General features: G+C 63.0%; 9 protein-coding genes. 5 read left to right on the forward strand and 4 right to left on the reverse strand.

All coding sequences use genetic code 11. The features are described 5' to 3' along the window. Positions 1-73: 73 nt before the first annotated feature. The 3 genes from OHL12_RS09810 to OHL12_RS09820 are packed head-to-tail and all read right to left on the reverse strand — an operon-like array spanning position 74 to position 4,001. A complete protein-coding gene (locus tag OHL12_RS09810) occupies positions 74-2,326 on the reverse strand; it encodes a xanthine dehydrogenase family protein molybdopterin-binding subunit (RefSeq protein ID WP_263413641.1) in 2,253 nt (750 codons plus the stop codon). Next, complete coding sequence (locus tag OHL12_RS09815; RefSeq protein ID WP_263413642.1) at positions 2,323-3,342, reverse strand: FAD binding domain-containing protein; 1,020 nt, start codon at positions 3,340-3,342, stop codon at positions 2,323-2,325. The genes OHL12_RS09810 and OHL12_RS09815 overlap by 4 nt, the downstream gene beginning before the upstream one ends. Beyond that, positions 3,339-4,001 (reverse strand): 2Fe-2S iron-sulfur cluster-binding protein, encoded by a 663-nt coding sequence (locus OHL12_RS09820; RefSeq protein ID WP_399262202.1) that lies wholly within the window; start codon positions 3,999-4,001, stop codon positions 3,339-3,341. The genes OHL12_RS09815 and OHL12_RS09820 overlap by 4 nt, the downstream gene beginning before the upstream one ends. A 307-nt stretch (positions 4,002-4,308) precedes the next feature. Here OHL12_RS09820 and OHL12_RS09825 point away from each other — a divergent pair, with 307 nt between their 5' ends. Next, on the forward strand, positions 4,309-5,322 hold the full coding sequence (locus OHL12_RS09825; protein ID WP_263415113.1) for an XdhC family protein: 1,014 nt from the start codon (positions 4,309-4,311) through the stop codon (positions 5,320-5,322). Positions 5,323-5,536: 214 nt separating this feature from the next. Further along, a complete protein-coding gene (locus OHL12_RS09830) occupies positions 5,537-7,408 on the forward strand; it encodes an APC family permease (protein WP_263413643.1) in 1,872 nt (623 codons plus the stop codon). 70 nt (positions 7,409-7,478) lie between these two features. Here the strand turns inward: OHL12_RS09830 and pdxH are convergent, their stop codons facing one another. After that, on the reverse strand, positions 7,479-8,075 hold the full coding sequence (pdxH, locus tag OHL12_RS09835; protein WP_263413644.1) for a pyridoxamine 5'-phosphate oxidase: 597 nt from the start codon (positions 8,073-8,075) through the stop codon (positions 7,479-7,481). A 416-nt stretch (positions 8,076-8,491) separates the two neighbouring features. Between pdxH and OHL12_RS09840 the strand changes: the two genes are divergently transcribed. Genes OHL12_RS09840 through OHL12_RS09850 form a run of 3 tightly spaced genes read left to right on the forward strand, consistent with a single transcriptional unit; the run spans position 8,492 to position 14,279 of the window. Continuing rightward, positions 8,492-9,601 carry an efflux RND transporter periplasmic adaptor subunit gene (locus OHL12_RS09840; protein WP_263413645.1) on the forward strand — a complete coding sequence of 370 codons (1,110 nt, stop codon included), beginning with the start codon at positions 8,492-8,494 and terminating at the stop codon, positions 9,599-9,601. Further along, positions 9,601-12,738 (forward strand): efflux RND transporter permease subunit, encoded by a 3,138-nt coding sequence (locus OHL12_RS09845; protein ID WP_263413646.1) that lies wholly within the window; start codon positions 9,601-9,603, stop codon positions 12,736-12,738. The genes OHL12_RS09840 and OHL12_RS09845 overlap by 1 nt, the downstream gene beginning before the upstream one ends. Next, entirely contained in the window at positions 12,735-14,279 is a 1,545-nt protein-coding gene (locus OHL12_RS09850) for a TolC family protein (RefSeq protein WP_263413647.1), read from the forward strand. Before OHL12_RS09845 ends, OHL12_RS09850 begins: the two co-directional genes overlap by 4 nt. The last annotated feature ends 469 nt before the right edge of the window (positions 14,280-14,748 follow it).

Below are 14,748 nucleotides of genomic sequence, written 5' to 3' on the forward strand. Positions count from 1 at the left end.
GTACGCACTGGGCAGCGGCTTTCACACCGGACCGCGTCAGAGAGACGCGGTCCAGCATCGACTTGAATCTTGCTCAGGCTAGCAGCAGCTTGTCCGGCGTAATCGGATATTCCCGTACACGCTTTCCTGTGGCGTTATAGATAGCGTTTGCCACGGCCGCGGCCGCACCGGTGATGCCAATCTCGCCCACCCCGCGCGCCCCCGTCGGCGCAAACTTCGTATCCGGAATACCCACAACACTAACGTCCATCGCAGGTACATCCAGATTCACTGGCACGTGGTACTCCGCCAGGTTCGAGTTCACGATACGACCGTTCCTGCCGTCCGGGATCCCGTGCTCGTGCGTCGCAAATCCGATGCCCCAGGTAAGACCACCCATCAACTGGTTCATGCCCGTCTTCTGGTTCAGCAGAACGCCCACGTCGTACACCGCAACCATCCGGCGCACCTTGACCATGCCGGTGTAGCGATTCACCGCCGCCTCTACAAAGACGGCGCCCCAGGACTGAGTCGTCATAGCATCGTGGCTTTCGCCCGGCTCTGCGGAGCCCTGCGCTTCTACGGGCTTGTTGCCGTTGCGGGCAATCAGAGCCGTAAGGTCGTCGGTCTTGCCCGGCTGGGACTTCGAGACCAGCTTACCGTTCTTCACGTCGCAATCCGCGGCCTGAAGCCCGTGCATAGGCGATTTCGGATCCTGCAACGCCAGATCAACCAACTTCAGCTTCAACTGCGTCGTAGCGTCCTGAATCGCCGGCAGCACCGAAGCCGCCGATTGCGATCCACCCGAGACCGGCGCCTTGGGCAGCGTGGAATCGCCCAGCTTCACTTCCACCAGCTTCGGATCGATGCCCAGACCTGCCGCCGCCTGCTGCGCCATGATCGTGTAGGTTCCGGTGCCCAGATCCTGTGAGCCAGAGCCGACAAACATCTTACCGCCGGGTAGCAGCCGCACCACAGCCTGAGCCGCGCTCCGGTTGGCCGGGTAGGTTGCAGTTGCCATGCCTTGGCCGATCAGCCACTCGCCTTCAGCACGGCTTCCGGGCTTCGTGTTACGGCTCGCCCAGCCGAACTTCTCCGCACCCTGGGCATAGCACTCTTTCAGGTGCTTGCTCGACCACGGACGGTGGCTTTCTGCCGGATCATCTTCCGCATAGTTCTTTAAACGGAATTCGATCGGGTCCATCTTCAGCTTTTCCGCCATCTCGTCCATGGCGATCTCGAACACTGCAGTGCCAGACGACTCACCCGGAGCGCGCATGAACGTGCTCACACCCAGGTTCGCCTCCACTACCTTGGCCGTTACGGAGTTCGCTCCGCTCTGGTACAGCTTCTTGGCGACGTCTTCCGTGTGCTCCACGAAGTCTTCCAGCACCGAGGCGTTCATCACGTTGTCGTGCTGAATACCCAGCAGCGTTCCGTCCTTGGCCGCTGCCAACCGGATGTGGTTGATCGTGGATGGCCGGTTCCCCACCAATCCAAACATCTGCTCGCGCTCCAGCACCAGCTTGACGGGCCGGTTTGTAGCCTTCGCCGCCATAGCGCACAGCGGCACATGCGACCACATGGAACCCTTGCTGCCGAAGCCACCACCCACTACCGGGTTGATCACGCGAACGTAGTCCGTAGGAATGTTCAGGGTCTTGGCCAGCGACATCTTCACGCCGGAGATGTACTGCGTGGCGTCGTACACCGTAACTTTGTCGCCTTCCCACCAGGCGATGGTGGCGTGCGGCTCCATCGGGTTGTGGAACTGGATAGGCGTCACATAGGTGTTGTCCACGACCACCGAGGCCTTCTTGAAGGCTGCCTGGATATCGCCGCGGTGATTGTCCGCCGGATCTTTGCCCGGGTTCTTGGGCCAGCGTGCCTCGCCCAGCCGTTTCTCCCATTGCAGCTTCGGCGGCTGCGGAGCGTAGGTGGTCTTCACCAACGACGCCGCCTCCCTGGCCTGATCCAGCGTCTTCGCAATCACCAGCGCAATCGGCTGCCCGTTGTAGGCCACGTCCTTGTTTTGCAGCAGCGTCAGGCTGCGGCGTGCCGGCGGTTGCGGCGGTCCCTGGTTCAGCTTCGGCGCGTTGAAAGGCGTCATCACCGCGATTACGCCCGGTGCCTTGCTTGCCGCCGCAATGTCCATGCTCTCGACCGTGCCGGCCGGGATCGTCGCCTGCACGATGTACGCATACGCCAGGTCCGCCTTTGGAAACGGTCCGTCGAACTCGGCGGCGTACTTGGCCTTGCCGGTCACCTTGGCGATGCCCTCGTAGCGATAGTCAAGCTGCGGGCTCAGCTTTGGAGCCTGGTCCTGTTCCTGCTCAATGCCGATCATGCGATCTCCGACGTGCCCTGGCTGGCAAGCGTAAGCGCGCGAACGATCGTCTGCTTCGCAAGCTCTACCTTGAACTGGTTGTATTCATAGCCGTGCGCTCCACGCAGCAGCACCTCCGCCGCGCGTCCGAACGACGCAGCATCTGCAGGTTTGCCCGCAAGCGCCGCCTCTGCCTCCGGCACGCGCCACGGCTTATGGGCCACGCCACCCATCGCGATACCGGCCGAGCGGATCGTGCCACCCTCCATCTCGAGCCCGGCCGCAACAGAAACCAGCGCGAACGCATAGCTGTTGCGATCGCGCGCCTTCAGGTAAAAGGCATTCTTTGCAAAGCGTGGCTTGGGCAGCGTCACCGCCGTGATTAGTTCGCCCGGGCGCAAGGTCGTGTCCAACTGCGGCTCGCTGCCCGGCAGGCGATGGAACTCCGCAAACGGGATCGACCGCTTGCCCTGCGCGCTCTGCACCTCGACCGTCGCCTCCAGCGCGGCCATCGCAACGTTCATGTCCGACGGGTTCGTCGCGATGCACGTCTCGCCGCTCTCCGGCCCCTTGTCGGTCTGCCCCACGATGGCGTGAATGCGGTTGTACCCCTGCAGAGCGTCGCAACCCGAACCGGGCTGCCGCTTGTTGCAGTGCGCAAAGCTCACGTCCATAAAGTAGTAGCAACGCGTGCGCTGCAGCAGGTTGCCACCCGTGGTCGCCATGTTCCGCAACTGCGGCGAAGCTCCGCTCAGCAGCGCCTGCGACAACAGCGGGTAATTCGTCCGGATCAGCTCATGGTTCGCCAGGTCGCTGTTGCGAACCAGCGCGCCGATCGACACACCGCCGTCCGGAGTCTGCGTCACCTGCGCCAGCGGCAGGTGGTTGATGTCGACCAGCTCCGTGGGCTGTTCGACACGGTACTTCATCAGGTCGACAAGGTTCGTTCCGCCCGCCAAGAAGCTGGCATTGGGCGCTTTCACTTCATCCAGCGCCTGCGCGCTTGACGTGGCGCGGCGATACGCGAAGCTGTTCATGCGGACGCTCCTCTGGCCGCGGCACGCACGGCTGCAACAATGTTGGGGTAGGCGCCGCAACGACAGATGTTGCCGCTCATGCGTTCGCGAATTTCGTCGTCGGAAAGCTCCGGACGATCCGAGTGGCCGCTCTGCCAGCTCACCTGCGACAGCTCACCCTTGGCGTGCTCGGTCAGCACCGCGGTTGCAGACATAATCTGACCCGGCGTGCAGTAACCGCACTGGTAGCCGTCGTGCAGCAGAAATGCCGCCTGCACTGGGCTCAAATCGTCGACCGTCTTCGGATCGGCATTCTTCGCCAGTCCCTCGATCGTGGTGATTTCGGAACCTTCCGCCGCCATCGCCAGCGTCAGGCAGCTGTTCACGCGTCGGCCGTCCTGCAGCACCGTGCAGGCGCCGCACTGGCCGTGGTCGCAGCCCTTCTTGGTGCCGGTCATGTCCAGCGTTTCGCGCAATGCATCCAGCAACGAGGTCCGCGGATCCAGCGTCAGCGCGTGCGACTTGCCATTGATCCGCAACGTAACCGGTCGCGAGTTCGGCGCGACCGTCCCCTGCGCCATCGCCGGTGCATCCAGCGCCGCAGCCGCGGCCAGGGCACTCGTACCCTGCAGGAAGCGCCGCCGGCTCACCTCGGCTGTCAGGCCAAAGCGCTGCAGCAGACCCGACTCCTCATCGGCATCCTCCCGCAGGTTCGAGCCGCATGGTGCGCCACCGCGTCCCAGGTTCACCGGCTCAGAAGCTACGGCAGCCCCGCCGGAGCTTTCCTCGATTTCGCTGTCAAAACAAGCCCTTTTGTGCGTCGAGCTCATGCTGTCCCTCACCCTCACATCGTATGCCCGGCGTACTTGGACAAATCTGTGCAGTTCAAATCGTTACGCCATACCAGGACGGATCGCGTCCATAGTAGTAAGTAGCAAACGGTAGGATGCAGCAAACATGTGGCGTGAGCGACGAGATCTGATCGAGATGTGGCGGGCCGGTCGCGCTGCCGCTTTGGCAACACTTGTCGCCATCGATGGCTCAAGTTATCGCAGGCCCGGAGCCCGGCTCATGATCGCGACCGACGGTGGCTTTGCCGGCTCCATCTCCGGCGGCTGCCTGGAAACCGAGATCGCCCGCAAGGCCCGGTGGCTGGTGCGTGACGGTGCCACCGTCGAACGCTACTCCACCGCTCTCGACGAGAACGACATCCCATTCGGCCTGGGCTGCGGCGGCACCGTGCACGTGCTTCTGGAGCCGGCCGGCACACCGGAGTTTGAGTCGCTCATGCTTGCCCTTGAGGGCACGCTCCAAGGGCAGGCCGCAGATGTGTACACCACGCTGCCGAGCGAGGGCCGCGCCTTTTCCCGCATCGTCCTGCCGCAGACCGGCATGCCGCTGCAACACCCGGCCGATCCGCTGGCCCATCATGAACATCTCGCTTCGCCGCCGCGCCTGCTGATCTTCGGTGCCGGGAACGACGCGCAGCCGCTGGTAAACATGGCGGCCCTGCTTGGCTGGCGCGTGGTGGTGATTGATGGCCGTGCGCAGTGGGCCAGGCCCGAGCGGTTTCCCGCGGCCGAGCGCGTCGTGGTCGCCAGCCCGACCTCGCTGTCGTTCGCGATCGCGCCTGACGACTTCGCCGTCGTGATGACCCACAGCTTTGACCAGGATCGCGACTGGCTTCAGGCGCTGCTGCCGCTGCACCTGCCCTACCTCGGTCTCCTGGGCGCTCGCCATCGCAGCGCACGCCTTGCCGGCGATCTCGCCACCTTGTTGCAGTGGCCGCTCGATACGGTATGTGCATCGCTTCGCGCGCCAGTCGGCCTTGATCTCGGGGGCGACGGTGCCGAGGCCATCGCTCTATCCGTAATAGCGGAGATACAGGCCTGCGCCGCCAACAAGTCTTCTCTCTCCCGTCGCATGAGCGCCGACGCCGCGCTCCAGGAGATCGCCCGTCCCGACCGTGCAGCCTTCATTCCTTCTTCCTGCGCGATCTAAGCTGCGCGTCTCGCGTAGATATGCCGGGGGGCAGACTACGCTTCAGCGCGTCAACGGTCCGTCGCGGATGCTTAGCCCACCGCGCCTCGGCATTCGCTAAACCCCGACGCCGGCGCAGGGTTGACGCCAGTTCAAGCAACCCGCCTTATCGCGCATCTCGTCGCAATGGTCTTACCCCGCATCAGAGTTCAGAGTTCGTCAGGATAAAAGGCATATGAAAGTCGCAGACGTACTGCTAGGCAGGCCTTTGGCAACCGCAGCAGAGCACGACGAACACATCGGCGTCGCTGCCGGCATTCCCATCTTCGGCCTGGACGGCTTGACCAGCGCGGCATATGGCCCGGAAGCCGCCATGACGCTGCTGATCCCGCTCGGCTTTGTCGCCGGCGTTCAGCACTGGTTGCTGCCCATCTTCGCCGCGATTCTCACACTGCTGGTCATCCTCTATTTCAGCTACCGCCAAACAATTGAGGCTTATCCCAATGGCGGCGGGTCGTTCACTGTCGCTAGTGAAAACCTGGGCGACGGTGCCGGCCTGCTGGCCGCCGCGGCGCTCATGATCGACTACATCCTGACCGCGGCGGTCGGCATCTCCGCTGGCGTTACCGCGCTGGTCAGTGCGCTACCGGCGCTGCATCCGCACCAGCTCCTGTTGTGCCTGCTCATCCTGATGTTGATCGCCCTGATCAATTTGCGCGGCGTGAAGGAGTCGGGCTTCGCGTTCATGCTGCCGACGTTTTTGTTCGTCGGTACGCTGATCGCAACCATTGGCGTGGGCGTCTTTCAATACTTCACCACCGGCGGCCATCCCGTTCCGGTGTCGGCCCCGCCACCGGCCATTCCCGCGACCATGCAGTTTATGACCTTGTGGCTGCTGATGAAAGCCTTTGCCAGCGGTTGCGCGGCCATGACCGGCGTTGAGGCCGTTTCCAACGGTGTGACGGCATTCAAGGAGCCGAAGTCGAAGCACGCCAACCAGGCGCTCACCATCATCATCGGCATCCTGATCGTTCTTCTGTTCGGCCTCTCCTTCGTGGCCAAGGCGTACGGCGTCAGCGCCATGGATCCCGACGCCAGCAACTACCAGAGCGTCTTATCCATCGCGGTGGCCGCCGTGTTCGGCCGCGGCTGGTTCTACTTCCTCACCATGGGCTCAGTGCTCGCTGCCCTTTCGTTCAGCGCCAATACCGCCTTTGCCGACTTCCCGCGCATGGCCCGCGCTATCGCGCTCAAAGATTACTTCCCGCACGTCTTCATCCTGCGCGGCCGCCGTCTGCTCTTCTCGCACGGCGTCTACGCGCTCACCGGCTTTACCGCGATCATCCTCATCATCTTCAAGGGAGTTACCGATCGCCTCATCCCGCTTTATGCCATCGGAGCGTTCCTTGCCTTTACGCTGAGCCAGGCCGGCATGGTGCGGCACTGGATGAAGTGCCCCGACGAACGTGGCCGCAGTCTGAAGCTCTTCCTCAACGGGCTCGGAGCCATCGCCACCGGCACCACGCTTGTGGTCGTCCTGGTTGCCAAGTTCACCGCGGGCGCATGGCTCACCGCCCTGCTGGTTCCGCTGCTTATCGCGATCATGCTCAGCATCAAGAAGCACTACACCCGCGTTCGCGCCGAAACGGCAGATCCAACGCCGCTGCGCACCACTGGCCTGCAGGACCCGATCGTTGTCATTCCCATGGCCCGCTGGGACAAGATCAGCGAAAAGGCCATGCGCTTCGGCATGATCATGAGCAAAAACATCAAGGTCGTCCACGTGGCCAGCGACGAGCCCAACCTGTTGGAACCGGCCTGGGAATCGCAGGTGCTCACCCCGGTGCGCGCCAGCAACCTGCCGGAACCGGAGCTGGTCAACATCGCAAGCGATTACCGCTATGTGGTGTCGCCCATCATGGACTACCTCCTCAAGCTGCAGCAGAAAAACCCTGGATGCAAGATCGCCGTTCTTCTTCCGGAACTTGTGGTCGATCACTGGTGGTGGAATTTCCTGCACAACCAGCGCGTCTCCATCCTGAAGCTCCTGCTCCTGGTCCGGGGAAATCAACGCATCGTAGTCGTCAGCATCCCCTGGTATCTCTAGTCACGGCTCCACAAAGAGAAACGCCCTGCCATGAACGGCAGGGCGTTTGCTCATCCGTGTTCGGGCAGCATCACGGATACAGCCGCTCCGTTTTCCAACCATCCCCATCCCGCAAGAAGACCACTCGATCGTGCAGCCGGTCCTTACCATCGCTCCAGAACTCCACCCGTCGCGGCACCAGCAGAAATCCTACCCAACGCTCGGGTAACGGCACCTCCGCTCCGCCCAGCTCCTGTTCGTATTGCTTCACCGCTGTGTCCAGCTCCGCTCGCGATGCGAGAGGTTCGCTCTGGTGAGACACCGCTGCCGCGATCTGGCTTCCACGGCTCCTGCTGTGGAAGTACCGCTCGGACTCCTCCCGGCTCAACGGCTCCATGCGTCCGGCAAAGCGCACCTGGCGTCGCTGCGATTTCCAATGTAGGCACAGCGCCACCTCAGGGTTGCCGGCGATCTCCCGCCCCTTCTGACTATCGCGATCAGTGAAAATACTCAGGCCGCGATCTTCCGCTCCTTTCACCAGCACCATTCGCACGCTGGGCAAGCCGTCTCGCGTTGCGGTGGCCAGCGCTGCTGCGTTGGCGTCGTTCGGCTCCGAGGTCTCCGCCACGGTCAGCCACTCTCGAAACATCGGCATCGGTTCGTTCGGCAGATTTGCAAACAGGTCCATGGCGGGTAGGACGGCGGCTGCGGCCCGCCTTCCGTTCGAGCAAATGGCACACTGTGGCGAAGTCAAAGAGTCTTCGCCGTACTGTTGAGCAGAGTAATCCGGATCGCACAGGTCTATCCCGACGCGCCATCCCGCCTCGGTTCCGTCTACCACCCGGGCGAGAGATAACAGAGGTTGCCTTCGCCGCCCCGCTTCGTCTCACCTTCGGCGTCACACTCCTCGCTGCCGCTCTCGCGGCTACCCGAAGCACGCCCGTGTGCGCCACAGCGCATAAGGATGTCATAAGGAATTTACCCGCTTGCCAGCGGATGGGGCATCATTACAAAGTGGAACAGATTCGACCCGTACCTCTCTCCGGGAGTGCGCTGCGCCGGAAAATTGCGCCGCCATGGCTTGCGTGCATCACAGCGGCGGCGATGCTCCTGCCCGTCTCGGGCTGCCACAAGGACGAGGAAAAGCGCGAGGCCGCAGAGGCTCCGCCTGCCACGCCACAGGTCGTGCCCAGCGGGTCGGACAACCTGATCCAGGTCCCCACGCCGAAACAGTTTCCGCTCGTCGCAGTTCGCCTTCAGCAGGTCTACGACACGCTCAACGTGACCGGCTCCGTGCAGCCCGACGTTTCGCGCGAGGTTCCCGTTCTTTCCATCGCCAATGGCCGCGTCGTTTCCCTTCACGTGGGTCTGGGCCAGACTGTGCATAAGGGCCAGCTCATCATGGACGTGCAGTCGCCCGACGTGGCCCAGGCATTCCTCGCTTACACCACTGCGCTTTCGAACGAAAACCTCACCAACACCACGCTCACCCGCGACAAGCTTCTGTACGACAAGGGAGCTATCGCGCAAAGTCAATTGCAGATCGCGCAAAATGGCGAGGAGGATGCGCGCGCTGCCCTGGTGGCCGCCCAGCAGCAGCTTCGCATCCTCGGGGTCGACAAGAACCACCCCAGCGACACCGTGCACGTGTACGCTCCCATATCCGGCATTATCGTCGCGCAGAACACCACCGCCTCCGGAGCCGCCGGCATCAACCTCGCCGGCGTGGGCGGATCGTTCACCATCGCCGACCTTTCGCACGTCTGGGTCATCTGCGACGTCTACGAGAATGACCTCGCCCAGGTGCATCTCGGCGAACAGGCCGAGATCCGCCTCAACGCATTTTCTGGCAACGTCCGCACAGGCACCGTGTCAGACATCGGTGCCATCCTCGACCCCTCGCTGCGCACCGCCAAGGTCCGCATCCAGGTCAACAATCCGGACAATCTTCTGCGCATCGGCATGTTTGCCACTGCGACCTTCCACGGTAAAAACGCCCATGCCGCGGCAGTGATTCCGAGCACGGCCGTGCTTCACCTGCATGACCGCGACTTCGTCTACATGCCGTCCAATGCGTCGGGCACCTACCGCCGCGTCAACGTACACGTCGCACAAACCATGCCGGACGGCAATGTTGAAATCTCCAGCAGCCTTAACGCCGGAGACCAGGTTGTCAGCAATCCACTGGAATTGCAGAACACGGCGGCACAGTAATGATTCGCAGGCTCGTCGACTTCGCGCTCGACAACCCCTTCATCATCGCCGTCGTCGCCATCCTGCTATTTGGCTGGGGCATCATCTCGTTCCACAACCTGCCGGTTGAGGCGTACCCGGACGTCGCCAACAACTACGTCAATGTCATCACGCAGTGGCCCGGCCGCGCCGCCGAAGAGGTCGAGCAGCAGGTAACCGTTCCGCTGGAGATCGCCTTCGCCGGCATCCCGCACATGACCAGCCTGCGGTCCACCTCGCTGGCCGGCCTGTCCAGCGTCACCATGATCTTCGACGACGACAGCGTGAACGACTGGAACCGCGAAAAGGTCGTGGAGCGCCTGACCCAGGTCACGCTACCCAACAGCCTGCAGCCGCAGATCGGGACGGACTGGAGCCCGGTCGGCCAGATCTACTGGTACACGCTGCAAAGCACCAATCCCGCCTACGACACCATGGCGCTCAAGAGCATTGAGGACTGGACGCTCGAAAAAGACCTGCGCACCGTGCCCGGCGTCGTCGATGTCTCCAGCTTCGGCGGCCCCACGCGCGAGTACCAGGTCCGCCTCGACCCCGACAAGCTCATCGCGTACGGCCTGAACATCGCGCAGGTGAAGCAGGCGCTCGCTGCCAACAACACTAACGCCGGCGGCAGCTTCATCGAGCAGGGCGCGCAGCAGATCAACGTGCGCGAAGTCGGCCTCTATCAATCCGTCGACGACATCGGCAACACGCCCATCAAGGCGCAGAACGGAACGCCGCTCCGCGTCCGCGACATCGCCACCGTCCTGCAGGCACCCAAGATTCGGCTCGGCCAGATCGGCCAGACCGTTCGCCGGCCAGACGGCAAGCTGGCCGACAACGTCGATGCAGTTGAAGGCATTGTCGAACTGCAAAAGGGTGCGAACTCCGACGAAACGCTCGAAGGCATTCACGATAAGGTCAACGAACTGAACACCCGCGTTCTGCCCAAGGGTGTCAAGCTGGTACCGTTCCTCGACCGTTCCAACCTCTTGCACCTGACCACGCACACGGTGCTGCACAACCTGACCGAGGGAATCATCCTCGTCGTCATCATCCTCTTTCTGTTTCTTGGTAACCTGCGCGGCGCGCTCATCGTTGCGCTCACCATCCCGTTCTCGCTGCTCTTCGCTTCCATCTGCCTCGACCTGCGCCACATCCCTGCAAACCTGCTCTCACTTGGCGCGCTCGACTTCGGCATGGTGGTCGACGGCGCCGTGGTCATGGTCGAAAACATCGTTCGCCACCTGAGCCACAATCGCCGCCACGACATGACGGTGCGCGAACAGATCCGTATGGCTGCGCACGAAGTCCAGCGGCCCGTCTTCTACGCCATCGGCATCATCATCACCACGTACCTGCCCATCTTTACGCTGCAGTCCGTAGAAGGCCGCCTGTTCAAGCCCATGAGCTGGACCGTCGCCTTTGCTCTGCTGGGCGCCCTCATCTTCTCCATGCTGCTGGCACCCATGCTCGCCAGCTTCCTGTTCCGGAACGGCACCTCCGAGTGGGAGAATCCGATCCTGCACTGGGTCACCCAGCGCTATCGTCACGCTGTGCAGTGGGCCATCGAACATCGCCGCATCACTGTGGGCGCCGGCGTGCTCGTCCTCGTCACCTCGGCGATCATCCTCTTCACCGGTGTGGTCGGTTCGGAGTTTCTGCCCCACCTCGACGAAGGCGCAATCTGGGTGCGCGGCACGCTCGCGCCCTCCACCGGGCCAGAAGAAAGCCTGAAGGTCGCAAATCGCACACGTGTCCTGCTCTCGTCCTTCCCGGAGGTCAATCAGGTCGTCAGCCAGATTGGTCGCCCCGACGACGGCACCGATACCACCGGCTTCTTCAACACCGAGTACTACGTCGATCTGAAGCCCAAGAACGAATGGCGCCCCGTCTTCCGCGAGAACAAGGAAGAGCTCATCGGCGCGATGAACCGCGACCTGAGCCAGCTTCCTGGCGTTATCTGGAACTTCTCCCAGCCCATCTCCGACAACGTCGAAGAAGCGGTCAGCGGCGTTAAAGGCGAGCTCGCCGTGAAGCTCTACGGAACCGATCTGAAAGAGTTGGAAGCCAAAGGCGACCAGATCGTGCAGGCGATGAGCACCGTTCGCGGCATTCATGACCTTGGCCTCTTCCGCGTCATCGGCCAGCCAAACCTCAACTTCGTCGTGGACCGCGATGCGGCCGCCCGCTTCGGCATCAACGTAGCCGACGTGCAGGACGCCATCGAAACCGCTGTCGGCGGCGCGGTGACCACGCAAGTGCTCGACGGCGAAGCCCGCTACGACGTCACTACCCGCTACACCGTGCCCTACCGCTCCACGCCGGAAGCGATCGAAAACATCCGCGTCGTTGCGCCCTCAGGCGAACGCGTCTCGCTCGCGCAGATCACGAAACTCGAAACCCGCGACGGCGCCGAAGAGATCTACCGCGAAAACGGACTGCGCTATGTGGCGATCAAGTACTCCGTGCGCGACCGCGATCTCGGCTCCACCGTCGAAGAAGCCATCCGCAAGGTGAACCGCCAGGTGCAACTGCCGCCCGGCTACAAGCTGGACTGGGCCGGTGAATACGAAAGCCAGAAGCGTTCCTCGCGCCGTCTGCTCATCGTTCTGCCCATCACGCTACTCCTCATCTTCATCATCCTGTACACCATGTTCGGATCGCCGAAGTGGGCGTCCCTGATCCTGGCGAACCTTTCCATGGCGCCCATCGGCGGCCTGCTCGCGTTGTTGATCACCGGAACGCACTTCTCCGTCTCTTCCGGTGTCGGTTTTCTCGCGCTCTTTGGTGTGTCGGTGCAAACGGGCATCATCATGATCGAGTACATGAACCAGTTGCGCTCCAACGGCAAGCCGCCCGAAGAGGCTGCCATTGAAGGTGCCGTGCTTCGACTTCGCCCCATCCTCATGACCATGCTGGTGGCCACGCTGGGCCTATTGCCCGCGGCGCTTTCACACGGTATCGGTTCTGACTCGCAGCGCCCGTTCGCCATCGTCATCGTCGGCGGCCTGGTGGGCGCGCTCATCATCAACGTTTTCCTGCTGCCTACGCTTTACGTGTGGCTCGCCAGTAACGAAGACCAGCTTCCCGCGCCGGACGAGGAGTTCGCAGCATGAGTCGTTTCCGCTCACTCTCCCGCCTCGCCCTCGCTGCCGTCCTCATCGCGACGGCTCCTCTAGCCTGCGCGCCCGCATGGGCCCAGGCAGGGGGTGCCGGCGGAGCGGGTGGTGGCGCAGGGTCAGGTGGTGGTGCAGGCTCTGGCGGCGCTAGCGGCGCAGGCAGCGGTGCCGGAGCGGGTGGTTCCGCCACCACCGGAACCACAGGCGCAGCCACCGCGGGCGGCAACGCAACAGGACAGGGTGCCAGCGCCGCTGGCAGCCGCGGCACGGGCGCCAGCAACACACAATCCAACGCCGCCCAGTCCCCGCAAAGCTACGCAGCCTCCGCCGCTCCCGGTGCCGATCCACGCAAGACGCCGCCCGCCAAACCGGGCGCGCTCACCCTGCAACAGGTGCTGGAATCCGCACGCCTTCACAATCCCACTCTCGCTGCGGCCGAGCAGAACCTCCGCGCTGTTCGCGCCCAAGAGATCCAGGCCGGCGTTCGCGCCAACCCCTACATCGGCATCTCGGCCAACAACGTTTCCAACGGCGCCAGTTCCAACAACCCCTACTTCTACGCCGCGCAGGTATCGCGCCTTTTTGAGCGCGGCAACAAGCGCGAGTACCGCCTGGACGCCGCCCGCTCCACCACGGCTCAAACCGCGGCACAACTCGCCGACAGCATCCGCCAGACTGAGCTCAGCGTCCGTCAGGCCTTCACCACCATGCTGATCGCCAAGGCCGCCGCGGATCTTTCGCGCGCGCAGCTCGCCGACTTCCGTCATGAGGTCGAGCTCAGCTTCGACCGGTACCAGGCCGGCGACCTTGGCAAGCTGGATTACGAGCGGCTCGATCTGCAGCTCGGCTCCTTCGAGTCCGACGAACAGAACGCAGAGATCGCCTTGGGCCAGGCTTCCGATCGGCTCCAGACCCTCATGGGTCGGGCGTCCGCCTCCCCAGACTTCGACATCACCGGTCCTATCGTTCCGATAGCTATCACGCAAACCCGTGAAGCCCTGACCGCTCTCGCGCTGCAGCAGCGGCCGGACGTACGCGCCGCAGATGAGGGCGTCCGCGCGGCCGAAGCCAACGCCCGCCTCGCCATTGCGAACGGCACCGCCGACCCGACCCTGGAAGCCGAGTATGACCGCGCCGGCACGGAAAACTCAGTCGGCTTCAACGTCAACCTGCCGATCCGCATCTTCGACCGCAACCAGGGCAACAAGGAGACTGCACGGTACCAGGCGCAGTCTGCGCGCCTGTCTGCCATTGCCGCGCGCAACCAGGTCACATCCGATGTGAACCAGGCCTGGATCGGGTATGAGCATGCGTTCGCCATCTCCGACCGGTTCACGCAGCACTACCTGGATGAATCGGCAGACGTGCTTTCCATCGCGCGCTTCGCCTTTGAACACGGCGGCCTGGCCCTCATCGACTATCTCGACGCTCTGCGCGATGCACGCTCCGCCACCAGTGACGCGTTGAACGCCTACTCGCAAAGCTGGATGGCGCTGCACGCCCTCAGCGCCGCGGCCGGTACAGACCTCACTCCATAGCGTCTCAGGCCAACGGATCCCATCAACGAACGTTCCGCTCACGCTGCCCACAACGGCTCGGGGAAGTGTCGCCGCGACATCACCGCTACGCTCCGACCTGAACCTCTCGTGTAGTCAATCGACTACCACAAAGTTTCCGTCGCTCACCCCAAGGTGGAAGTGTGCCGTGTCGCATTCCGGGTCAAGATTCCTATGTAACTGTCGATGATGTTCAAAGGTGAGGCAATAACTATGCGCCATCTCAGCATTACATTTCTGTTACTGACTCTGTGCGCGATCTTCCCTTGGCGCACGGTTGGAGCTTTTCCCGACTCGCACCTTCAACATCAAGATGCCAGCGCTCCTCATGCTGAATCCGTGCGCGAACCGAACTCTTTCCCGCTCCGCACACAGGCCTCACCCGTTCGTACGTTTCACACGGTCTCCGTGCATTCTGTTGCAGTTACCGGCAGCAGATTAGGAGCGGTTC

The sequence above is a fragment of the Terriglobus aquaticus genome (genome assembly GCF_025685415.1).
In the GTDB taxonomy this organism is placed as follows: Bacteria; Acidobacteriota; Terriglobia; order Terriglobales; family Acidobacteriaceae; genus Terriglobus; species Terriglobus aquaticus.